Here is a 21,743-nt window from a genome sequence, read left to right on the forward strand (position 1 = left end):
GGGGTAGCGCCGGCGCCACCCGCGGCCGGGCGCCAGGCCCCCTCCGGGCGGACCCGCGGATCCCTACGCTGGGCGCATGTCCCGCCCGGAGTCCGCCTGGAGTGCGCTGCGCGGCAACCCGGTGCGGTTCCTGCTGTCGTCGTGGCCGTGGCGCTCGCTCGCCTACCTGGCGAGCACGGCCGTCGTCGGCCTCGCGCTCCTGGTCGTCCTCCTCGGCCTGCTGTTCGCCGGTGCGCTCACGGCGGTCGTGGTGGTCGGCTTCCTCCTCATCGGCGCCATCCCGCTCGTCGCGGTCGCCGTGCTGGCGCTGGAACGGCGCCGGATCCGGCTGATGCAGCCGGGCGCCGTACCGCTGGGGGAGCCGCGCCCGCCCGTCGCCGGCGGCCCGCGGGCCTGGCTGCGGCAGCGCCGGCGCGAGCCGCCGTCGGGCCGGGAGGCCGGCTACGTCGTCCTGCTGGTCACCCTGCTCTGGCTGGTCGACGCGGTGGTCGCGTTCAACGCGGTGTTCCTGACCGGCGTGTTCGTGGCGGCCCCGCTGCTCGCGGCGGTCGACCAGGTGGTCGTCTTCGCGTGGACGCCGGACTCGGCCGGCGAGGCGCTCCCCCTGCTGCTGATCGGGGCGCCCCTCGCCTTCGTGCTGAGCGCGTACGTCGTCACCGTGCTGGCCGCCGCCCAGGCCGCGCTCGCCCGGCTGCTGCTCGAGCCGGGGGAGGAGGAGCTGGAGCGCCGGATCCGCCAGCTGCGCCGGTCCCGGCTCGACCTCGTCGACGCCTTCGAGACCGAGCGCCGGCGGATCGAGCGGCACCTGCACGACGGTGTCCAGCAGCGACTGGTCGCGCTGAGCATGACGCTGGGCCGCGCCGAGCTGGACGTGCCGGCGGGCCCGGGGCTCGACCTGGTGCGGCAGGCGCACCGCGAGACCGAGGCGGCGCTGGCCGACCTGCGCGAGGCGGTGCGCGGCATCCATCCGCGGGTGCTGGTCGACCACGGGATCGCCGCCGCGGTGCGCGAGGTCGCGGACCGGATGCCGGTGCCGGTGACGGTCGGCCTCGACCTGCCGCGACTGCCGGGGCCGGTCGAGGCGGCGGCGTACTTCGTGGTGAGCGAGGCGCTGACCAATGTGGCGCGCCACGCGGGCGCCCGCACGGTCGGCGTGGCCGGCTGGCTGGCCGGCGACGACCTCGTGGTGACGGTGACCGACGACGGCGTCGGCGGCGCCCGGGTCGGCGCGGGCACCGGGCTGGCGGGTCTGGTGACCCGGCTCGACGCCCTCGGTGGCACGCTGGGCGTACGCAGCCCCGTGGGTGGGCCGACCGAGGTGAGGATGGAGTGCCCGTGCAGGACCGAGACCCCGTGACGGGCTCGCTGACCGGCGGCCGGCGGCTGCGGGTGGTGATCGCGGAGGACCTCGCCCTGCTCCGGGAGGGCCTGGTCGGCATCGTCGAGCGCGCGGGACACGAGGTGCTCGCCGCGGTGGAGACGGCCGAGGCGCTGCTCGCGTACGTCCGGCGGGATCCGCCCGACCTCGTCGTCACCGACGTCCGGATGCCGCCCGGCCACTCCGACGAGGGCCTGCGCGCCGCGGCCGCGATCCGCGCCGACCATCCGGGCATCGGCATCCTCGTCCTCTCCCAGTACGTCGCCGACGCCTACCTCGACGGCCTGCTCCAGACCGACAGCGGCGGCGGCACCGGTGGGATGGGCTACCTGCTCAAGGACCGGGTCGGCCACGTGCGGGAGTTCCTCGACAGCGTCGACCGGGTCGCCGCCGGTGGCCTCGTCGTCGACCCCGACGTCGTCCGTCAGCTCCTCGCCCGACGGCGCGACGACGGCCCGCTCACTGCGCTGACCGAGCGGGAGCGCGAGGTGCTCTCGCTGATGGCCGAGGGCCGCACCAACGGCTCGATCGCCGCCGAGCTCGTCGTCAGCGAGGCCGCGGTGCGCAAGCACGTCGGCAACATCTTCGCCAAGCTCGACCTCGACCCGGACAGCGACCGCAGGGTCTCCGCCGTGCTGACCTATCTGCGTGGCTGATCGCCAATGACGGTGCGGCTCTTCGGCAGAAGTTGCCGACGTACGCTCCGCTGGAGCGTGGTTGGATCCGGTCCATGAGCACGGCCGAGAGCACGCCCCGCCGCTGGACCGCACGCGAGCTGATCGATCTGGTCCTCGACGAGGGCTCCTACGAGTCGTGGGACGTACCTGTCGACATCAGCGGCCACGACGAGGGCTACCAGGCCGAGCTGCGCGCGGCGGCGGACAAGGCGGGCACCGACGAGTCCGTGCTGACCGGCCGTGGGACGGTGCGGGGGCGGCCGGTGGCGTTCGTGGTCAACGAGTTCCGCTTCCTGGCCGGCTCGATCGGCGTCGCCGCCGCGACCCGGATCGCGTCCGCGGTCCGCCGCGCGACCGCCGAGGGGCTGCCGGTGCTGGCGAGCACCTCGTCGGGCGGCACGCGCATGCAGGAGGGCACCCGCGCCTTCGTGAAGATGGTCGAGATCTCGCGGGCCCTGATGGAGCACCGCGGGGCCGGGCTGCCGTACCTCGTCCACCTGCGCCACCCCACCACCGGCGGCGTGTACGCGTCGTGGGGCTCGCTCGGCCATGTGACCGTCGCCGAGCCGGGTGCGCTCGTGGGCTTCCTCGGGCCCAAGGTCTACGAGGCGCTCAACGGGCGGCCCTTCCCGCCCGGCGTACAGGTCGCCGAGAACCTCGCCGCGCACGGGGTGATCGACGCGGTCGTCCCGGTCGAGCACCTGCCGGCGCTGGTCGACCACGCCCTCGGTGTGCTCGTCGACCCGGCCGGCGAGGCCGGCCTCGAGCGACGTACCCCGGTCGAGGCGGGGACCCTGCTCGACCACCCGGTCTGGGAGGACATCGAGGCCACCCGCGCGGCCGGACGGGTGGGGGTCCGCGACCTGATCCGGTACGGCGCCGCGAGCACCCTGCGCCTCAAGGGCACCGACGAGGGGGAGCGTGACGACACCGTCCTCATCGCCCTCACCCGTCTCGACGGCCGCCCGTGCGTGCTGGTCGGCCAGGACCGCTCCCGCCAGACGCCCGCGACCCCGATGGGGCCCGGTGCGCTGCGCGAGGCGCGCCGCGCGATGGAGCTCGCCGAGGAACTGCGCCTCCCGCTCGTCACCGTCATCGACACCCCCGGCGCCGAGCTCTCGCAGTCGGCCGAGGAGGGTGCGATGGCCGGCGAGATCGCGCGCTGCATCGCCGGCCTGGTCACGATGACGGTCCCGACCGTGTCGGTGATCCTCGGCCAGGGCTGCGGCGGCGGCGCGCTCGCCCTGCTCCCCGCGCGGACCGTCCTCGCCACCTCCCGCGGCTGGCTCTCGCCGCTGCCGCCGGAGGGGGCCAGTGTCATCGTCCACGGCGACCCGTCCCACGCGGCGGAGATGGCCGCCCACCAGAAGGTCGGCGCGCTCGACCTGCTCGCGGACGGCAACGTCCACGGCGTCGTACCCGAGCGGGAGGACGACACCCCGGAGACCCTCGCCCGCGCGGTCGTGGCGGAGATCGCCGCCCGCCTCGCCGACCCGCGGTTCAGCTGACGACCATGTCCTCGCCCGCCCAGAACGCCCGCATGCTGGTGATCCGGCCGTCGTCGTCGAAGGTCATCACGTCGATCGGGGCGAGGGTGTAGGTCTGGTCGCCGGCCTTCGTGACCAGCTCGAAGGAGAACGCCGCCTCGTTGCCGGCGACCCGGGCGAAGAGCAGGCGCCCGGTCTGCTCCAGGCCGTCGAGGGCGGCGTAGAACTCGGCGATCTGCTCGCGGGTGGTGCGCACCTCGGAGCCGACCGGGTCCTCGACGGTCGCGCCGTCGGCGTACAGGGCGACGACGTCGGCGGAGGCGCCGGTGGCGACGAGGTCGACATAGGTCTGGATGGTCTCGAGGATGGTCTCGCGGCTGGCGCCCATGACGGCTCCTTGGTTCGGTTCGGCTGGGTTCGGTCGGTGGCGATGAACTAGAACGTGTTCTCGTTGTGCCGAATCTAGCTCCCAGGTCGCGTTTTGGTAACGTGACGCCGCAAGAGCCCCGGTCTTGCCGGGGCTTCCTGCTTGTCCGACACCAGCAAGAGAACCAGTGGTGCGTTGAGCAGCCGTCCTCGCGGACGGAGGGACTCCGTCCGTGCGAAGGAGCAACCAAGATGCCTGCAATCGTGATCGTCGGAGCCCAGTGGGGCGACGAGGGCAAGGGCAAGGCGACCGACCACCTCGGCAGCCAGGTCGACTACGTCGTCAAGTTCAACGGCGGCAACAACGCCGGCCACACCGTCGTCATTCGCCAAGAATCAGGTGACGTTGAGAAGTACGCCCTCCACCTGCTGCCCAGCGGCATCCTCACGCCGGGCTGCACGCCCGTCATCGGCAACGGCGTCGTTGTCGACATCGACGTGCTGTTCCAGGAGATCGACGGCCTCGAGGGCCGCGGAGTCGACACCAGCAAGCTCAAGCTCAGTGCCAACGCGCACGTCATCGCCGACTACAACCGGACCATCGACAAGGTCACCGAGCGCTTCCTCGGCTCCCGCAAGATCGGTACGACGGGCCGCGGGATCGGCCCGACCTACGCCGACAAGATGAACCGGATCGGCATCCGGGTCCAGGACCTGTTCGACGAGAAGATCCTCACCCAGAAGGTCGAGGGCGCCCTCGAGCTGAAGAGCCAGATCCTCACCAAGATCTACAACCGCCGAGCCCCCTCGGTCGAGCAGACCGTCGAGGGGCTGCTGGCGCACGCGGAGCGGCTGGCGCCGTACGTCTGCGACACGGGACTGCTGCTCAGCCAGGCCCTCGACCGCGGCGACGTGGTGCTGATGGAGGCCGGCCAGGCGACCCTGCTCGACGTCGACCACGGCACCTATCCGTTCGTGACCTCCAGCAGCGCGATCTCGGCCGGCGCCTGCACCGGCACCGGCATCCCGCCGACCCGCATCGACCAGGTCATCGCGATCGCGAAGGCCTACACGACCCGCGTGGGCGAGGGCCCGTTCCCGACCGAGCTGCACGACGACAACGGCGAGTTCCTGCGCAAGGCGGGCTGGGAGTACGGCACCACCACCGGCCGCCCGCGCCGCTGCGGCTGGATGGACACCGTCATCACCCGGTACGCCGCGCGGGTCAACGGCGTCACCGACTTCGTGCTCACCAAGCTCGACACCCTCACCGGGCTCGCCGAGCTGCCCGTCTGCGTCGCGTACGACGTCGACGGGGTCCGCCACGACGAGATGCCGGTCAACCAGACCGACTTCCACCACGCCGTCCCGATCTACGAGAACCTCCCCGGCTGGACCGAGGACATCTCCGGCTGCCGGTCCTTCGAGGAGCTGCCGAAAGCCGCGCAGGAGTACGTCGAGTTCGTCGAGGCCCGCTCCGGCGCGAAGATCTCGGTCGTCGGCGTCGGACCCGAGCGCGAGCAGGCCGTCGTACGGCACCCCCTGCGCTGATCCAGCTCGTCGGCTGATCCGGCTGATCCGGCTGATCCGGCTCAGCCGACGAGCTTGAACCCGTCGTCGCACTCCGGCGCGCAGGCCAGCGAGCCCCACTGCTGCGGGTCGCCGAAGGAAGAGCCGTCGGAGAGCTGCACGAAGAGGATCAGCTCGTCGTCCTCGGTGCCGTCGTTGGCGGCGTAGCGCAGCTGCACCAGGTCGGCGTCGCCGTCCCCGTCGACGTCGCTGACCGCCTGGCCGGCCAGACCGCTGTCGTAGAGGTTCTCGCGGGCGTCGTCGACGGAGATCCGGGTGTGGTGCCACCGGGTGCGGGGCTGGAAGGCGTCCTCGGCGATGTCGTAGACGAAGATCGCCCGGCCGGTCGCGTTCGGGGCGACCAGCTCGTCCGCGCCGTCCCCGTCGACGTCGCCGACCAGCCACTGGGCCAGCAGCGGGTTGACCGCCTTGCCGCCGAGCACCTTCTCGGCCGCGGCGACCAGCGTGCCGTCCTCGGGCCGCAGCAGCCGCAGTACGTCGTTGCGGTCGGCGTCGGTGCCGAAGTAGACCAGCTCGTCGTGTCCGTCGCCGTCGAAGTCGCCGGCCACGGTGCTGCTGTCGGAGAGCTCGGAGGAGTACCACTGCCGCGGCGTGGCGAACCCGTGGTCCTGGGCCAGGGCGACGTGCAGGCTGTCGAGCTCGTCGGTCTGGTCGCCGTACAGGACCAGGTCGTCCTTCCCGTCGCCGTCGAGGTCGCCGACGCTCGCGCTGTACGCCTTGATGTCGAACGCCGGGTCGAGATCGAGCTCGGTGGTCCAGCTCTCGCCCCTGCCGGGGACGACCACCACGCTCAGCCGGTCGTCGTCCTCGTCGAGCCACAGCACGTCGGTCCGACCGTCGCCGTCGACGTCGCCGAACCTCGGCAGGCCGACCTCGGCGCCGGCCCGCAGCGGCGAGCCGAACTGCAGGCCGGACGACGGCACGGTCCAGACGGAGAGCGGGTTGAGTGCCTCGAACCGGGTCTGGTGGATCAGCACGTCGCCGTACCCGTCGCCGGTGAGGTCGCCGGCCACGGTCGCCGCCGGATCCTCCCCGCCGGGCGCGGCCGGATCCGGGGCGTCGTCACGCACGACGAGCCAGCCGGCCACGCCGGCCGCCAGGGCGAGCACGACGACACCGGCGACGGCGAGCGGCCACCGGGACCGGCGGGGCGCAGGTGGGACCGGGTTCCGTACGGCGGTGCCCGCGCCCGGCATCGACGCCGGGCCCTCGACGACACCGGCCGGCGCCACCGCCGCCAGCCGCTCGAGGTCGGCGCGGAAGGAGGCGGCGTCGGGGTAGCGGTCGACGGGGTCCTTGGCGAGCGCGCGGCCGAGCACGGCGTTGAGGTCGGCGGTGAAGTCGGAGGTCCCGGGCAGGCGGGGCACCGGTGCCTGCTGGTGCGCGAGCGCGATCTGCGCGTCGGTGCCCTGGTAGGGCTCGCGCCCGGTCAGGCACGCCCAGAGCACGCAGCCGAGGGCGTAGACATCGCTCGACGGGGTCGCGGGCAGGCCCTCGGTCCGCTCGGGGGAGAGGTAGGACCAGGTGCCGGCGACGGTGCCGGCCGCGGTCGGCGGCGCACCGTCGGCGCTCTCCACCCCGTCGGTGCGGGCGATGCCGAAGTCGCAGAGATAGGCGTGCTGGTCGGCGGTGCCGGGGTCGCGGATCAGCACGTTGGACGGCTTCACGTCGCGGTGGACCACCCCCGCGCGGTGCGCGTCGGCCAGGCCGCGGGCGAGCTGCGCGCAGAGCCCGAGTGCCTGCGGGGCGGGCATCGCGCCGTGCTCGCGCAGCCAGCTCCACAGATCCCGGCCGTCGACGTACTGGGTCACGATGTACGGCGTCCCGTCGACCTCGTCGTGATCGTGGATCACCGTCACATGGGGTGAGTCCAGCCGGGCGAGCGCCGCCGCCTCGGCCTGGAACCGGGCCCGGAACTCCGGCGAGCGGGCGAGCAGGCCGGTGATGACCTTGAGCGCGACGGTCCGTTGGAGACGCGGGTCGCTCGCCGCGAAGACGACCCCCATGCCGCCCTGGCCGAGCACCCGGTCCAGCTGGTAGCGACCGAACTGCTCGCCGACGCTGGGCACACGCATGCCGTCGGCTCAGGTCCGCTTGGCGGTGAAGTTGGAGACGGCCCAGCAGCGGTTGGGACCGTTGTAGTTGAACCGTCCCTGCGTCACCTTCTTGCCGGCCGCCTTGAGCTGCAGGCGCACGGTGTAGTTGCTGCCCCGCTCGACCGCGGTGACGATCCCGTTGCGTGGGACCTTGGTGGTCGGGAAGTCGTAGTAGCTCCAGGAGTGCGTCGGCAGGCTGGGGTAGCCCCCGCAGGTGGTGTACGCCTGTGCGCGGAAGCCGGTGATCCTGCCGTTCCTGGTGATCGTGAGGTGGATGCGGCCGTCCGGGCTCTCATAGGCGCCGGCCTTCGGGCGCGGCGGCGTCTTGGCCCGCTTCACCTGGATCACCCGCTCGGTGGCCACGCCTCCGGCCACCGCGGTCAGGGTCAGTGTGGTGCGCTTGGCCTTGCCGAGCTTGACCCGGACCGAGGCGGAGCGGGTGTCGCCAGGGTCGGACGACGTCTCGGTGGCGCCCGGCTGGACCTTGAGCTTCTTGCCGCTCCCGGTCACGGTGACCGAGGGCAGCTCGACATCCCCGGTGTTGAGCACCTTGAGGTCGAGCTGGGTCCACACGCCGGGCACCAGCTTGAGCCGGGTGACCGGCGTGTCGAGGAGCTCGACGGTGGTGATGGTGGCTTGCGGTGCCGCCGCCTGGGCCGGTCGGAGAAGTGCCGTCGAGGCGAGCGCGAGTGCGGCGGTCAGGGCCGCGGTCACGGTCAACGTCAGCAGTCGGTGGAACATCCCTACCCCCGGGTGGTCGGTGTCAGCCTCGGCCACCCTACGTCGCCCGCGGAGCCAGCCCCTAGGCTGGGCGTCCGTGAAGACCCTCGTGATCGGCACCGGCGGCCGCGAGCACGCGCTCGCCCTCGCGCTCTCCCGTGATCCCGGGGTGAGCGAGGTGCACGTGGCTCCCGGCAACCCGGGTATCGCTGCCTTCGCGACGCTGCACGAGGTCGACCCGATGGACGGCGCGGCCGTTGCCGCCCTCGCGACCCGGACCGGCGTCGACCTCGTGGTCGTCGGCCCCGAGGCACCGCTCGTCGCGGGGGTCGCCGACGCCGTCCGGGCGGCCGGGGTGGCCGTCTTCGGGCCGTCGCGGGCGGCCGCGATGCTGGAGGGCTCCAAGGCCTTCTCCAAGGAGGTCATGGCCGCCGCGGGCGTGCCGACGGCGGGCTCGCGCACCTGCACCACGGCGGCTGAGGTCGCCGCCGCGCTCGACGAGTTCGGGCCGCCGTACGTCGTCAAGGACGATGCCCTGGCCGCGGGCAAGGGCGTTGTGGTGACCCGCGACCGGGCCGAGGCGATCGCTCACGCGGCGGGCTGCGGCCGGGTCGTGATCGAGGAGTTCCTCGACGGCCCCGAGGTCTCGCTGTTCGCCCTGTGCGACGGCACGACCGCGTACGCGCTGCAGCCGGCGCAGGACTTCAAGCGGATCCACGATGGCGGCCGCGGCCCCAACACGGGCGGCATGGGGTCCTACTCCCCGCTGCCCTGGGCGCCCACCGACCTCGCGACCACCGTGATCGACACGGTCGTGCAGCCCACGCTCGACGAGATGGCCCGCCGGGGCGCGCCCTTCGTCGGCTGCCTGTACGTCGGCCTGGCCCTCACCGCGGCCGGCCCACGGGTGATCGAGTTCAACTGCCGGTTCGGCGATCCCGACGTGCAGCCGGTGCTCGCCCTGCTCGCCTCCCCGCTCGGCGAGCTGCTGCATGCGGCGGCCGAGGGCCGGCTCGGCGACGTCGCGGCGCCGCGGTTCCGCGACGGTGCGTCGGTCACCGTCGTGCTCGCCTCCGCCGGCTACCCCGTGTCGTCGTCGAAGGGCGACGTCATCACCGGGGTCGGCCGCGCCGGCGGCGTCAGCGATGTCGACGTCATCCATGCCGGGACGGCGATCGTCGCCGCGCCCGAGGAGGGCGACCCCGGGCACCGGCACCTGGTCACCGCGGGCGGGCGGGTCCTGGCCGTCCGGGCCGTCGGGTACGACATCGCCGACGCGCGGGCCCGCGCGTACGCCGCCGCCGACCTCATCGCCTTCCCCGGGATGCAGCGCCGCTCCGACATCGCCGCCGAGCCCCTCGGCGTGGTCGAGGGCGCATCCCTCGCCGATGACTGACCGTCGCGCCGTCGTCCGCGCGGCGACCGACGCGGACCTCGACGCGGTCGCCGCGATCTACGCCCGGGAGGTCCGCGCCGGCCACGCCACCTTCGACACGGAGCCGCCCCCGCGGTCGGTCTGGGAGAAGAAGCTCGGCTCGGCCCACCCGGGCGACCACTTCCTCGTCGCCGCCGCCGACGGCGCGGTCGTCGGGTTCGCCTACTCCGGTCCCTTCCGCGACCGCGGCGCCTACGACCGCACCCGCGAGGTGACGGTCTATCTCGACCCGGCCGCGACCGGGCGGGGCCTCGGACGTGCGCTGTACGGCGAGCTCCTGCCGCGCCTGGAGGTGGCCGGGATGCGCACCGTCCTGGCCTGCATCGCGCTGCCCAACGACGCGAGCGAGGGCCTGCATCGGGCGTGCGGGTTCGAGCGGCAGGGCGTGCTGCGCGAGGTCGGTCGCAAGTTCGACCGATGGATCGACATCGCGTGGTGGCAGCGCCGGCTCGCCGGCTGAGCGCCCTGTGGATCGCGGTGGTCGGTAGTGCGCGCGCGAGTGGCAGAGTGGCGCCATGGCTGAGTCCGCCGAACAGGTCCATGCCCGCGTGAGGGCCGTGGCCGACGAGCACGGCCGGGTGCCGCTGCCGTCCGTCGCCTCCTGGGACGTCTTCCCGTGGGAGGTCGTCGACGGTGCGCTGGCCGCCAAGCCGCTCGCGGCACCGGGCCCGGAGGAGCCACGCGAGGGCGAGGGCGGGGTGGACTGCGCGGCCTGCGCCGACGGGCCGCGCGGGGTGATCTGGGCCAACGACCGGTGGCGCCTGCGGCACCTGTCCGAGCGCAGCGGACTGCCGCTGGTGCTGATCCTGGAACCGTCGGCCCACCTCGACCTCCCGGACCTCGACGACGCGATGGCCGCCGAGCACGGTGTGCTCGCGGTCCGGATCGCCCGGGTCGTCGAGGGACTGCCGAACATCGCGCGCTGTCACGTGCAGCGCATCGGCGACGGCGCCGAGCACCTGCACACCTGGTTCATGGCGCGCACCGCCGGGCTGTCGTCGATCCGCGGCTCCTTCGCCGTCGACTGGGACGACATCCTGCCGCCGGGGCCGGAGGACGTGTGGCTCGGCGACCTGGCCGCGGTCGCCGAGCGGCTGGCGGCGTACGACGGCCGGGCGGTGCCGCTCGATGACTGATCACCGCCCCGCCGGGGTGGGGACCGAGCGCCTCGAGCTGGTCCTCTGGGACGAGCCGACGGTGAGCGCGATCCGTGCCGGCGCGCAGCTGTCCGGCTGGCACGACGACTTCCCCCGCGAGGACGACCGCGGCGCCGCGACCCTGTGGCGTGACGGCGATCCGTGGGGTCCGCGGTCGATCGTGTCGCGCAAGCAGCGTCTCGTGATCGGCTCGATCGGCTTCTTCGGACCGCCCGAGCCGGCGGCCGACGACGTGCCTGAGGTCGAGGTCGGCTACGGCCTGGTCGCCGCCGCCCGCGGCTACGGCCTGGCCACGGAGGCGCTGTCGGCCCTGCTCACCCGCGCCGACGCCGCGGGCGTCCGGGTCCGCGCCTCGATCGCGCCCGACAACGCCGCCAGCCTCCGGGTCGCCGCCAAGACCGGATTCACCGGCATCCGGGGCAGCACCGAGGAAGGCGAGCTGGTCCTGGTGCGTCCGCGGCGTCGACCCGCCCGTGGATGACGTCGCCGCCGAGTTCCCCGCCTCCGTACCCTGTCCGTGCGTGTCGCCCGCGGGTGGCGACGGCGGCAGAGGAGCGAGCCGATGGGGATCTTCGACAGGTTCCGCAAGCGCAGGCCGGGCGACGACACGACCGAGACGGCCGGAGACGCGGGGCCGGCGCGGCTGCCCGAGCCCGACCCGCCGGCCCACCCCCTCAACCAGCAGCCCGAGGGGTTCCGCCTCCCCGGCGACCTCGGTCTCCTCGCGGACACCGAGACGCGACTGCGCGCCTTCCTCTGGGACCGGGTGCTCACCAGCGCCGAGCCTGATCTTCTCGACGTCTGGGGCGAGGAGATCGCGGCCGAGGGGATCGGTGACGAGCAGGCCGACCGCGCGTTCGAGGCGGTGCTGGCGGCGCGCCGCGCCCAGCAGGCGTCCTGGGGGCCGGACGACGTCCTCCCCTTGACGTCGGCGTTCGCCGCCCTCGCCGACGCCGGCATCGTGGCCCGGGAGAACTTCTCGTGCTGCGGTACCTGCGCCTCGGCGGAGATCGCCGACGAGCGGGACGACTCCCGCACCTGGCGCGGCTACGTCTACTACCACCAGCAGGACACCGAGAGTCTGCTCAGCTCGCGGTCGACGTACGTCGGCTACGGCGCGTTCCTGGACGCGTTCATGACCGAGGAGGAGTGGCTCGCGCTGTCGGACGCCGACAAGGAGGCGACCTACGAGCGCCTCACCGTCGACCTGATGGTCGGCGATGTCCTCCCGGTCCTGGAGCGGCACGGCGTCCGGGTCGAGTGGAACCGCGAGCTCGGCACCCGGATCCTGCTCGACGACGTCGACACGGTGGTCCTCGTCTGAGCCGGTGCGCCTCCTTCCGGTGATGCCTGTGGAGGGCGGGAGCAGGATCCGCTCATCCGTGCTGGTCTTTCCCCGGGCCCGACGACGGGCCAGAATGGAGGGGATGGATGTGTCAGTGGCGGCAGCGGAGGAGACCGACGGGCTCCGGCGCGTCCCCATGTCCTACGAGGAGTGGCTCGCGCTCCCGGACAACGTCAAGGTCGAGTGGGTCGACGGCGAGGCCGTGTTCCACATGAGCGGGTCGCCCGACCACCAGGACGCCGCGGCCAACCTGCTGATCCTGCTGCGGCACTCCTTGACCGGCGTCAAGGTCTATCCCGAGGTGGCGGTGCGGCTGCCCCGCAACCGGGTCCGGATCCCGGACCTGCTCGTCACCGAGCGACGGCCCGAGGGCCACCACGTCACCGAGCCGCCGATCCTGGTGGTGGAGGTGCTCTCGCCGAGCACCCGCAACGAGGACCTGTTCCGCAAGTCGCTGGAGTACGTCGCCGGCGGCGTCGGCCAGTACTGGATCGTCGACCGCAGGCTGCGCGCCATCGACGTGCTGGCCAGCACCGATGGCGAGTGGAGCGTCCTGCTGCACCTCGACGAGGAGACACCGACCGGTGAGGTGACCGTCGGCGAGTTCGGCGTCGTCCCGCTCGACCTGGCCGCGATCCTCGGCGGCTGAGCCCGCGGGTCCGCCGGACGCATGCGATTCGGACCTGCCCCGCAGGGATGGGAGAATCACCACCCGTGACCGCGCCGACCGCCGTACCCAATGTCTTGGCCACCCGCTACGCCGCCGCCGACCTGACCGCGATCTGGTCGCCCGAGCACAAGATCGTCCTCGAGCGGCAGCTGTGGATCGCCGTCCTCAAGGCGCAGAAGGACCTCGGGATCGACGTACCCGACGGCGTGGTCGAGGCCTACGAGAAGGTGATCGACGACGTCGACCTGGCGAGCATCGCCGACCGGGAGCGGGTCACCCGGCACGACGTGAAGGCGCGGATCGAGGAGTTCGCGGCGCTCGCCGGCCACGAGCACATCCACAAGGGCATGACCAGTCGCGATCTCACCGAGAACGTCGAGCAGCTGCAGGTCAAGCAGTCCCTCACGCTGCTGCGCGACCGCGCGGTCGCCACGCTGGCCCGCCTCGGCCGGCTGGCCGCCGAGCACGAGACCACGGTCATGGCCGGCCGCAGCCACAACGTCGCCGCCCAGGCGACCACCCTCGGCAAGCGGTTCGCGACGGTCGCCGACGAGCTGATGATCGCGGTGGAGCGGATCGAGGACCTGCTCGGCCGCTACCCGCTGCGCGGCATCAAGGGCCCGATGGGCACCGCACAGGACATGCTCGACCTGCTCGGCGATGACACCGATGGCATGGCCAAGCTCGCCGAGCTCGAGCGTCGAGTGGGGAAGCACCTCGGCTTCGACCGGGTGCTCACCAGCGTCGGGCAGGTCTACCCGCGCTCGCTCGACTTCGACGTGCTCTCGGCGCTGGTCCAGCTGACCGCGGCGCCGTCCAACCTGGCCACCACGATCCGGCTGATGGCCGGCAACGAGATCGTGACCGAGGGCTTCAAGGAGGGTCAGGTCGGCTCGTCGGCGATGCCGCACAAGATGAACACCCGCTCCTGCGAACGGGTCAACGGCCTCGCCGTCGTCACCCGCGGCTACCTCTCCATGGTCGGGGAGCTCGCGGGCGACCAGTGGAACGAGGGCGACGTCTCCTGCTCCGTCGTACGCCGGGTGGCGCTGCCCGACGCGTTCTTCGCCGTCGACGGCCTGTTCCAGACGTTCCTCACGGTCCTCGACGAGTTCGGCGCCTTCCCCGCGGTGATCCAGCGCGAGCTCGACCGCTACCTGCCCTATCTCGCCACCACCAAGGTGCTGATGGCGGCCGTGCGCAACGGCGTCGGCCGCGAGAGCGCGCACGAGGCGATCAAGGAGGCCGCCGTCGGCACCGCGCTCGCGATGCGCCAGGGGCAGGCCGAGAACGACGTCTTCGCCAAGCTGGCCGCCGACGACCGGCTCGGCCTGACCGGCGAGCAGCTGCAGTCGCTCGTCGCCGAGCCGATCACCTTCACCGGGGCGGCCGTCGCCCAGACCCAGGCGGTGTGCCGCCTGGTCGAGGCGGTCGTGGCCGCGCACCCCGGCGCCGCCGACTACCACCCGGGCGCGATCCTCTGAGGTCCCCGGCGCGGATCGTCGTCGCGTTCCCGGTCCCCGCGGACCGGGCGTTCGACTACCTCGCCGACCCGCGCAACCGGCCGGACTGGCAGTCCACGTTGCGCGCCGTCGCCGACGTCCGCGACGACGGTGCCGCCTGGACGGACGTCACCGTCGTGCCCGGAGTCCGGCCGCGGATGCGCACGACGGTGTCCGAGCGGCCGCGCCGCTGGGTCGAGCAGGGTCACTGCGGGCCGTTCCGTGCGCGCCTCGAGCTGACCTTCGAGCCCGATGCCGCCGACCCCGCGGCCTGCCGTGTCAGGGCGGAGTTCACCGTCCGCGGCCTCGGGCTGGGCCCGGCGATCACCGCCGGCAGCCGGGCGACCGTCGCGGCCGATCTCCGCCGGGCGGCCGCCGACGTTGTCCGCGACCGTCGGTAACATTCCGGACCTACCGGCCGGTAACCACTGTCCAAGCGGCGGCGGTGCCGTTACATTCTCCGCACTTGTGATGTCGGTCACAGTCGGAGGGAGCGCGGGTGCTCGCTGTCCAGAACCTCGAGGTGGTGTACGACGACGTCGTGCTCGCCCTGCGGGGTGTGAGCCTCGGGGTCCCGGACGGGCGGATCGTCGCGCTCCTGGGCGCCAACGGTGGGGGCAAGTCGACGCTGCTGCGCTCGCTGTCCGGGCTGCTCGGCGTCCACGACGGTGAGATCCGCAAGGGCTCGGTGACGCTCGACGGCGACCGGGTCGGACACCTCGGCCCCTCGGCGCTCGCGCGGCGCGGCATCAAGCACGTCCTCGAGGGGCGCCGGGTGTTCAAGGAGCTCAGCGCCGAGGAGAACCTCCGCGTCGGCGCGTACGCCGACCGGCGCAACCTGAAAGCCAACCTGGAGCGGGTCTACGGGCTGTTCCCGGTGCTGCGGGACCGCCGCGACGGCCAAGCGGGCCTGCTGTCCGGCGGCGAGCAGCAGATGCTCGCCATCGGGCGGGCGCTGATGTCGGATCCTCGCTATCTGCTGCTCGACGAGCCGTCGCTGGGCCTGGCGCCCAAGATCGTCGAGCAGATCCGCGACATCGTCGTCGAGATCAACGGCCAGGGCACCGGGATCCTGCTCGTCGAGCAGAACGCCACGATGGCGCTGGAGGTCGCCCACCACGGCTATGTCCTCGAGAACGGCCGGGTCGTGATGGACCGGCCCGCCGCCGAGCTGCGCGAGGACGCCGACGTCAGGGAGTTCTACCTCGGGCTCGGCGCCGAGGGCGAGGCGGCCTCGTCGTTCCGCAACGTCAAGCACTACCGGCGCCGGAAGCGGTGGGCCTCGTGAGCACCGCGGGCAGCATCGCGGGCAGCACCGTCCTCGAGTTCGAGGACGTCCACCTGTCCTTCGGCGCGGTCAAGGCGGTCAACGGCGTCGGCTTCACGGTCGGCGCGGACGAGCTGTTCGCGGTGATCGGCCCCAACGGCGCGGGGAAGACGAGCATCTTCAACGTGCTCTCCGGCGTCTATCGGCCCCAGCAGGGCAGGGTCCGGCTGCACGGCACGTCCCTGCTGGGCAAGCGGCCGCCGGCGATCGCCCGCCTCGGCATGGCCCGCACCTTCCAGAACATCGAGCTGTTCGCGAACCTCACCGTCCTCGACAACCTGATGCTCGGGCGCCATCAGCACATCGGCTACGGCACCTTCGCCGCCCTGGCCTGGGTCGGACGGGCACGCAACGAGGAGCTGCGACACCGCCGCCGGGTCGAGGAGATCGTCGACTTCCTCGAGCTCGAGCAGTGGCGCAAGCTCCCCGTCGGGCTCCTGCCGTACGGCGTCCAGAAGCGGGTCGAGCTCGGCCGGGCGCTGGCGATGGAGCCGCGGCTGCTGCTGCTCGACGAGCCGGTGGCGGGCATGAACCTCGAGGAGACCGAGGACATGGCGCGCTACATCCTCGACATCCGCGACGAGCTGCGGATCCCGATGATCATGGTCGAGCACGACATGGGCCTGGTCATGGACATCGCGGACCGGATCCTCGTCGTCGACTTCGGGACGCCCGTCGCCACGGGCACGCCGGCCGAGGTGCAGCGCGACCCCGCCGTGATCCGGGCCTACCTCGGTGGCGCCGCCGAGGTCGCCGGTGAGCAGGCCCCGGCATGAGCACCCGCACCGTGGTGACCCGGATCCGCGACCGCGCGCGGTCCACGCCGAAGGGCGTCGCGATGCGCGAGAAGCGGCTCGGCATCTGGCACGAGATCACCTGGTCGGACTACTGGGACTCCGTCCTCGACGTCGGTCACGCCCTGCTCGCGCTCGGCGTGCGCCCGGGCGACCGGGTCTCGGTACAGAGCGAGAACCGGCCGGAGTGGCTCTTCCTCGATATCGCGGCCGTCGCCGTCCGTGCCATCACGGTGGGCCTCTACCCGACCAACCCGACCGCGGAGACGGCGTACCTCCTCTCCCACAGCGGCTCCTGCGTCCACCTCGCCGAGGACCAGGAGCAGGTCGACAAGGCGCTCGGCGTCGAGGACGTCCCCCGGCTGCGCCGGATCGTGTACGTCGACCCGCGCGGCCTCTCGCCCTACGACGACCCGCGGCTGATGACCTGGACCCGGCTGCTCGAGCTCGGCCGGGAGCACCGGGCCGCCCACCCCGGCGCGGTCGAGGCGCTCGTCGACGCGGCCGAGCCCGACGACGTGATGACCCTCGTCTACACGTCCGGCACGACCGGCCCGCCGAAGGGCGCGATGCTCACGATCGGCAATGCGGAGTTCGCACTCGAGACGGTGCTCGAGCGCAGCCCGTTCGCCGATCCACCACCGGGCCCGCGCGACCTGACCCTGTCCTATCTCCCGCTGTGCCATGTCGCGGAGCGGGTGCTGACCACCTGGTACAACGCCGGGGCCGGCACCCAGGTCAACTTCGCCGAGTCCATCGAGACCGTGCCGCAGAACCTGCGTGAGGTGCAGCCCTCGCTCTTCTTCGCGGTGCCGCGGATCTGGGAGAAGCTGCTCGCGACCACCCGGATCAAGCTCGACTCCGCGACCTGGGTCAAGCGCCGGTACGCCGCCTTCTGGCTGCGCCGCGCCGAGCGGCTCGGTGCCCGGCTGGCCGCCACCGGCGGGCGGCACACGATCGGCACCCGGCTGGCGTACGCCGTCGGCTGGGTGCTCTTCTATCGCGCGCTGCGCGACCGGCTCGGCCTGCGCCGGGTCCGGCACGCGAGCAGCGGCGCGGCGCCGATCGCGCCGGAGGTGCTGCAGTTCTTCATGGGGATCGGGGTGCCCATGCACGAGCTCTACGGCATGACCGAGAACACCGCGATCGCGACGGCGAACCGACCGGGCCGGGTCCGGCTCGGCACGGTCGGCGAGATCCATGACGGGACCGAGGTGCGCCTCGACGACGAGACCGGGGAGATCCTCACCCGGCATCCGGCGGTCTTCGCCGGCTACTGGCAGGACCCGGAGGCCACCGAGCGCACGATCGGCGCCGACGGCTGGCTGCACACCGGAGACGTGGGGGAGTGGGTCGACGGCACCCACCTGCGGATCACCGACCGGATGAAGGACATCATCATCACCGCCGGCGGCAAGAACGTCGCGCCGTCGGAGATCGAGAACGCCCTCAAGGCTTCGCCGTTCGTCAAGGAGGCCGTCGTCGTCGGCGACGGCCGCAAGTACCTCACCGCGCTGATCGGCATCGAGCTCGACACCGTCGGTGCCTGGGCCCAGCAGCAGCGGCTGGCGTTCACGACCTACCGGGACCTGTCGGAGAAGACGGAGGTCCGGGCGCTGGTGCAGGGCGTCGTCGACGACGTCAACAGCCGGCACAACCCGGTCGAGCAGATCAAGCACTTCCGGATGCTCCCCAAGGAGCTCGACCACGAGGACGGCGAGCTCACCGCGACCCAGAAGGTCAAGCGCTCGGCGATCGATGCGATGTTCCACGACCTCGTCGAGGAGATGTACGTCGGCGGACGGGAGGGGGCGGCATGACCCAGTTCCTCGGTGCGGTCGCGGGCGGCGTCGGCCTCGGCTCCGTGTACGCCCTGCTGGCGCTGGGCTTCGTGATCATCTACAAGTCGATGCGAGTGATCAGCTTCGCCCAGCCGGCCTTCATGCTGGCCGGGGCGGTGCTGGTGTCCTACCTCTCGCCCTCGATCGGCTTCGTGCCGGCGGTGGTGGTCGGCGCGATCGCGATCGCCGGGGTCGCACTGGTCGTGGAGCGGGTCGCGATCCGGCCGATGGTGGGCAAGGCGGTCTTCGTGATCGCCATCATCACCATCGGGATCGACATCGTCGTTCGGGTCGTGGCCGGCGCCTTCATCGGACGGGACCCGCGCCAGGTGGGCGACCCGTGGGGCATCGACGCGTGGGAGATCGGCGGCGTCTACATCGCGCACCGTCACATCGCGGCGTTCCTGGTGACGACCGTGCTGGTGCTCGCCCTGTTCGCCTTCTTCCGCTGGACCCCGATCGGCCTGGCGATGCGGGCCTCGGCGCTGGACCAGGAGGCCGCGATGGCCCAGGGCGTCAGCGTGGGCGCGGTGTTCGCCGTCTCCTGGGCGCTCGCGGGCGGGCTGGCCGCCGTGGCGGGCGTGTTCGCCGCGAGCGGGCGGACGATGGACCAGAACCTGTGGCACATCGCGCTCGCCGCGCTGCCGGTGATCATCCTCGGCGGGCTCGACTCGCTCGGCGGTGCGGTGATCGGCGGGCTGCTGATCGGGGTGGCGCAACAGGTCGTGGCGTCGTACCACCGCCAGTGGTTCCCCGGCCTCGACACCAACATCGGGTCGATCACGCCGTACCTCGTGATGCTGGTGGTGCTGCTCGTGCGGCCCTACGGCCTGTTCGGGACGCGGGAGGTGGAGCGGGTATGACGATCGGCACGCCCTGGGGCCGCCCCGAGCTCTACACCGACTACAAGCAGGACATGGCGCTGCTCAACACCCGCGCCAAGACGCTGGGCGTCGCCGCGATCCTGGTCGTCGCGGCCCTGCTGCCGCTCCTGGTGGCCGACGACCTGCTCGTCATCCTCGGCGGCGGGCTGGTCCTCGCCATCGGCGCGCTCGGGTTGAACCTGGTGACCGGGTACGCCGGCCAGGTCTCGCTCGGCCACGCCTTCTTCGTCGGGGTCGGCGCCTACACCGCCGCGGTGATGGCCGGGGACCCGGACGGCCGCTATCTCGGCCTCGGCATCGACTTCATGCCCCTGTGGCTGCTCGGTGCCGGCCTGATCGCCGCGCTGTTCGGCGCCCTCGTCGCGCCGCTGGCGACCCGGCTGCGAGGTCTCTACCTGGCGATCGTGACCCTCGGACTGGTCTTCATCGGCCAGTACCTCTTCTTCGAGTGGAACGACCTGAGCGGTGGCCCCCAGGTCGGCCGCGAGGCGGCGAAGCCGGAGCTGTTCGGCATCGAGTTCACCGTCGACAACGGGTTCAAGGGCGGGTGGACCGAGGAGCAGAAGCTGTTCTGGCTGTTCCTGGCGGTCCTGGTGATCGCCGCGGTGGCCGCCCGCAATGTCGCGCGCTCGCGGATCGGCAGGGCCTTCGCGGCGATCCGCGACCGCGACGTGGCCGCGGGCGTCATGGGGGTGAACCTCACCCACTACAAGGTCATCGCGTTCACCCTGTCGTCGTTCTACGCCGGCGTCGCGGGTGCGCTGATGTACTCCGCCAGCGGGCACTTCACCCCGGAGTCCTTCAGCCTGCTGATGTCGGTCCAGTTCATCGCGATCGTGCTCATCGGCGGCGTCGCGACCGTCTCCGGCACGATCATGGGCGCGCTGCTCATCGCCCTGCTGCCGCGCATCGCCGGCGAGCTGCCTGCCTTCGTGCCCTTCCTGTCCAGCTCGGCCAGCGAGCACCCGAACGTCTTCGAGTTCGAGCAGGTCATGTACGGCGTGCTGATCGTCGCCTTCCTGCTGTTCGAGCCGCGCGGACTCTTCGGCATCTGGCACCGCGTCCGCACCTATTGGAAGAGCTTCCCCTTCTCGTACTGAGCCGGGGACCGCACCAGGAAACCCAGGAGGAACCGTGAATCGTAGGTCGAGAAGGCTGGGCGTCCTCGCCAGCGCGCTGACCCTGTCCGTGGCCGTCACGGGTTGCGGTCGTGACGACGGCGACGGCGACGGCGGCGGTGGCGGTGGCGGCGCGGCGCCGGGCGTCACCGAGGAGGCGTGCCCGGACGCTGTCGATGACAACAAGGGCTGCATCTACCTGGGGACGATCACCGACCTCACCGGCGTCTTCAAAGGCGTCGGCGAGCCGTTCACCGCCGGGCAGAAGGCGTTCTGGGACCAGGTCAACGCCGACGGCGGAGTAGGCGACTACGAGGTCAACGTGTCCGAGTACGTCAAGGACAGCGGCTACGACCCCGAGAAGCACGCCGAGCTCTTCAACGAGATCAAGGACGACATCCTCGCGGTGACCCAGTCCCTCGGGACCGCGCACACCAACGCGATCCTCGAGGACGCGACCAACGAGTCGATCCTGCTCGGCCCGGCCTCGCTGGGCTCGAACTGGATCTTCGACGACATCTCGATCGAGGTCGGCTCGAGCTACTGCACCGAGGCGATGAACATCGTCGACTACGCCGCCGACGAGGGCGGCAAGTCCGTCGCCGTCGTCCACTTCCCCGGCGACTACGGCGACGACGCGATGGTCGGTGCCCGGATCGCCGCCGAGGAGCGGGGCCTGGAGTTCACCGACATCACGACCGGCACCGTCGACGGCGGCGACGACCAGTCCGCCGCGGTCGCCGCGGTGCTCAAGGCGAAGCCCGACTACGTGGTGATCGCCACCAGCCCCAAGGAGGTGGCCGCCGTCGTGGGCGGCACCGCGCAGCAGGGCTACCAGGGCCGGTTCATCGGCTCGATCCCGAGTTGGAACGCGGCCATCCTCGCCTCGCCCGCGGGGCCCGCGATCGAGGCGATGTACCTGCAGGCATCGTCGTTCCCGACGTGGGACGCCGACGTGCCCGGCATGGAGAAGATGCGCGAGGCCGCCGGTGACACGGCCCCCAACGACTGGTTCTCGATCGGCTTCAGCAGCGGCTACGTGATGAAGGCGATCCTCGAGAAGGCGATCGACGACGACAAGCTCGACCGGGAGGGGATGGTCGACGTCGCCAACAGCCTGACCGGCATCGACAGCGAGGGAACGCTCCCCGAGGGCACGGCCAACTGGGCCGGCGACCCCAACGAGGACGCCGTGCGGGTGACCCAGCTCAACAAGGTCGACCAGGCGGCGTCGTCGAAGGTCTCCGTGGCCGTCGACCCGTTCACCGGACCGACCGCGGAGGGCTACGAGTTCACCGAGCCCTGCTACCTGATGAAGTAGCCGACGAGATCGGCGGCCCGCCGTTCCCCCGGGGG

General features: G+C 72.3%; 21 protein-coding genes. 18 read left to right on the plus strand and 3 right to left on the minus strand.

Annotated elements, in window-relative coordinates; all coding sequences use genetic code 11:
* Positions 1-76 precede the first annotated feature (76 nt).
* The 3 genes from RB608_RS06390 to RB608_RS06400 all read left to right on the plus strand — a co-directional run bounded on the left by RB608_RS06390 (position 77) and on the right by RB608_RS06400 (position 3,563).
* Positions 77-1,357, plus strand: a complete 1,281-nt coding sequence (locus RB608_RS06390) for a sensor domain-containing protein (RefSeq protein WP_308086979.1) — start codon at positions 77-79, stop codon at positions 1,355-1,357.
* A 26-nt stretch (positions 1,358-1,383) separates the two neighbouring features.
* On the plus strand, positions 1,384-2,034 hold the full coding sequence (locus tag RB608_RS06395; protein ID WP_308087151.1) for a response regulator transcription factor: 651 nt from the start codon (positions 1,384-1,386) through the stop codon (positions 2,032-2,034).
* 74 nt (positions 2,035-2,108) lie between these two features.
* Positions 2,109-3,563, plus strand: a complete 1,455-nt coding sequence (locus RB608_RS06400) for a carboxyl transferase domain-containing protein (RefSeq protein WP_308086980.1) — start codon at positions 2,109-2,111, stop codon at positions 3,561-3,563.
* Here RB608_RS06400 and RB608_RS06405 read toward each other — a convergent pair.
* Positions 3,556-3,930 carry a nuclear transport factor 2 family protein gene (locus RB608_RS06405; RefSeq protein WP_308086981.1) on the minus strand — a complete coding sequence of 125 codons (375 nt, stop codon included), beginning with the start codon at positions 3,928-3,930 and terminating at the stop codon, positions 3,556-3,558. The two genes, RB608_RS06400 and RB608_RS06405, sit on opposite strands and share 8 nt — an antisense overlap.
* 230 nt (positions 3,931-4,160) lie before the next feature.
* Between RB608_RS06405 and RB608_RS06410 the strand changes: the two genes are divergently transcribed.
* A complete protein-coding gene (locus tag RB608_RS06410) occupies positions 4,161-5,459 on the plus strand; it encodes an adenylosuccinate synthase (protein WP_308086982.1) in 1,299 nt (432 codons plus the stop codon).
* Positions 5,460-5,500: 41 nt separating this feature from the next.
* On the opposite strand, the gene RB608_RS06415 is transcribed toward RB608_RS06410, so the two are convergent.
* Positions 5,501-7,573 (minus strand): protein kinase, encoded by a 2,073-nt coding sequence (locus RB608_RS06415; RefSeq protein WP_308086983.1) that lies wholly within the window; start codon positions 7,571-7,573, stop codon positions 5,501-5,503.
* Positions 7,574-7,582: 9 nt separating this feature from the next.
* Positions 7,583-8,335 carry a hypothetical protein gene (locus tag RB608_RS06420; RefSeq protein WP_308086984.1) on the minus strand — a complete coding sequence of 251 codons (753 nt, stop codon included), beginning with the start codon at positions 8,333-8,335 and terminating at the stop codon, positions 7,583-7,585.
* A 76-nt stretch (positions 8,336-8,411) separates the two neighbouring features.
* Between RB608_RS06420 and purD the strand changes: the two genes are divergently transcribed.
* The 14 genes from purD (at position 8,412) to RB608_RS06490 (ending at position 21,708) form a co-directional block, all read left to right on the plus strand.
* On the plus strand, positions 8,412-9,710 hold the full coding sequence (gene purD, locus RB608_RS06425; protein ID WP_308086985.1) for a phosphoribosylamine--glycine ligase: 1,299 nt from the start codon (positions 8,412-8,414) through the stop codon (positions 9,708-9,710).
* Positions 9,703-10,209 carry an N-acetyltransferase family protein gene (locus RB608_RS06430; RefSeq protein WP_308086986.1) on the plus strand — a complete coding sequence of 169 codons (507 nt, stop codon included), beginning with the start codon at positions 9,703-9,705 and terminating at the stop codon, positions 10,207-10,209. The genes purD and RB608_RS06430 overlap by 8 nt, the downstream gene beginning before the upstream one ends.
* Positions 10,210-10,264: 55 nt before the next feature.
* The gene (locus RB608_RS06435) at positions 10,265-10,885 is read left to right on the plus strand and encodes a hypothetical protein (protein ID WP_308086987.1); all 621 of its coding nucleotides are present in this window, start codon (positions 10,265-10,267) and stop codon (positions 10,883-10,885) included.
* Positions 10,878-11,387 (plus strand): GNAT family N-acetyltransferase, encoded by a 510-nt coding sequence (locus RB608_RS06440; protein ID WP_308086988.1) that lies wholly within the window; start codon positions 10,878-10,880, stop codon positions 11,385-11,387. The genes RB608_RS06435 and RB608_RS06440 overlap by 8 nt, the downstream gene beginning before the upstream one ends.
* Before the next feature lie 81 nt (positions 11,388-11,468).
* Positions 11,469-12,230, plus strand: a complete 762-nt coding sequence (locus tag RB608_RS06445) for a DUF6891 domain-containing protein (protein WP_308086989.1) — start codon at positions 11,469-11,471, stop codon at positions 12,228-12,230.
* A 103-nt stretch (positions 12,231-12,333) separates the two neighbouring features.
* Positions 12,334-12,900, plus strand: a complete 567-nt coding sequence (locus tag RB608_RS06450) for a Uma2 family endonuclease (RefSeq protein ID WP_308086990.1) — start codon at positions 12,334-12,336, stop codon at positions 12,898-12,900.
* Positions 12,901-12,965: 65 nt separating this feature from the next.
* Positions 12,966-14,405 (plus strand): adenylosuccinate lyase, encoded by a 1,440-nt coding sequence (purB, locus tag RB608_RS06455; RefSeq protein ID WP_308086991.1) that lies wholly within the window; start codon positions 12,966-12,968, stop codon positions 14,403-14,405.
* Entirely contained in the window at positions 14,333-14,824 is a 492-nt protein-coding gene (locus RB608_RS06460; RefSeq protein WP_308086992.1) for an SRPBCC family protein, read from the plus strand. Before purB ends, RB608_RS06460 begins: the two co-directional genes overlap by 73 nt.
* A gap of 98 nt (positions 14,825-14,922) precedes the next feature.
* On the plus strand, positions 14,923-15,711 hold the full coding sequence (locus RB608_RS06465; RefSeq protein ID WP_308086993.1) for an ABC transporter ATP-binding protein: 789 nt from the start codon (positions 14,923-14,925) through the stop codon (positions 15,709-15,711).
* Entirely contained in the window at positions 15,708-16,526 is an 819-nt protein-coding gene (locus tag RB608_RS06470; protein ID WP_308086994.1) for an ABC transporter ATP-binding protein, read from the plus strand. The genes RB608_RS06465 and RB608_RS06470 overlap by 4 nt, the downstream gene beginning before the upstream one ends.
* The gene (locus RB608_RS06475) at positions 16,523-18,364 is read left to right on the plus strand and encodes an AMP-binding protein (protein ID WP_308086995.1); all 1,842 of its coding nucleotides are present in this window, start codon (positions 16,523-16,525) and stop codon (positions 18,362-18,364) included. The genes RB608_RS06470 and RB608_RS06475 overlap by 4 nt, the downstream gene beginning before the upstream one ends.
* Entirely contained in the window at positions 18,361-19,248 is an 888-nt protein-coding gene (locus tag RB608_RS06480; RefSeq protein ID WP_308086996.1) for a branched-chain amino acid ABC transporter permease, read from the plus strand. The genes RB608_RS06475 and RB608_RS06480 overlap by 4 nt, the downstream gene beginning before the upstream one ends.
* Entirely contained in the window at positions 19,245-20,369 is a 1,125-nt protein-coding gene (locus RB608_RS06485; RefSeq protein ID WP_308086997.1) for a branched-chain amino acid ABC transporter permease, read from the plus strand. Before RB608_RS06480 ends, RB608_RS06485 begins: the two co-directional genes overlap by 4 nt.
* A 34-nt stretch (positions 20,370-20,403) precedes the next feature.
* Positions 20,404-21,708 carry an ABC transporter substrate-binding protein gene (locus RB608_RS06490; RefSeq protein ID WP_308086998.1) on the plus strand — a complete coding sequence of 435 codons (1,305 nt, stop codon included), beginning with the start codon at positions 20,404-20,406 and terminating at the stop codon, positions 21,706-21,708.
* The last annotated feature ends 35 nt before the right edge of the window (positions 21,709-21,743 follow it).

Source organism: Nocardioides sp. LHD-245 (assembly GCF_030929495.1).
In the GTDB taxonomy this organism is placed as follows: Bacteria; Actinomycetota; Actinomycetes; order Propionibacteriales; family Nocardioidaceae; genus Nocardioides.

Coding starts and splice junctions, on each gene's coding strand:
- RB608_RS06415 (WP_308086983.1), bottom strand. CDS start 7,573: ATGCGTGTGCCCAGCGTCGGCGAGCAGTTCGGTCGCTACCAGCTGGAC.
- RB608_RS06430 (WP_308086986.1), top strand. CDS start 9,703: ATGACTGACCGTCGCGCCGTCGTCCGCGCGGCGACCGACGCGGACCTC.
- RB608_RS06440 (WP_308086988.1), top strand. CDS start 10,878: ATGACTGATCACCGCCCCGCCGGGGTGGGGACCGAGCGCCTCGAGCTG.
- RB608_RS06485 (WP_308086997.1), top strand. CDS start 19,245: ATGACGATCGGCACGCCCTGGGGCCGCCCCGAGCTCTACACCGACTAC.
- RB608_RS06420 (WP_308086984.1), bottom strand. CDS start 8,335: ATGTTCCACCGACTGCTGACGTTGACCGTGACCGCGGCCCTGACCGCC.
- RB608_RS06435 (WP_308086987.1), top strand. CDS start 10,265: ATGGCTGAGTCCGCCGAACAGGTCCATGCCCGCGTGAGGGCCGTGGCC.
- RB608_RS06390 (WP_308086979.1), top strand. CDS start 77: ATGTCCCGCCCGGAGTCCGCCTGGAGTGCGCTGCGCGGCAACCCGGTG.
- RB608_RS06400 (WP_308086980.1), top strand. CDS start 2,109: ATGAGCACGGCCGAGAGCACGCCCCGCCGCTGGACCGCACGCGAGCTG.
- RB608_RS06475 (WP_308086995.1), top strand. CDS start 16,523: ATGAGCACCCGCACCGTGGTGACCCGGATCCGCGACCGCGCGCGGTCC.
- RB608_RS06410 (WP_308086982.1), top strand. CDS start 4,161: ATGCCTGCAATCGTGATCGTCGGAGCCCAGTGGGGCGACGAGGGCAAG.
- RB608_RS06450 (WP_308086990.1), top strand. CDS start 12,334: ATGGATGTGTCAGTGGCGGCAGCGGAGGAGACCGACGGGCTCCGGCGC.
- RB608_RS06480 (WP_308086996.1), top strand. CDS start 18,361: ATGACCCAGTTCCTCGGTGCGGTCGCGGGCGGCGTCGGCCTCGGCTCC.
- RB608_RS06445 (WP_308086989.1), top strand. CDS start 11,469: ATGGGGATCTTCGACAGGTTCCGCAAGCGCAGGCCGGGCGACGACACG.
- RB608_RS06405 (WP_308086981.1), bottom strand. CDS start 3,930: ATGGGCGCCAGCCGCGAGACCATCCTCGAGACCATCCAGACCTATGTC.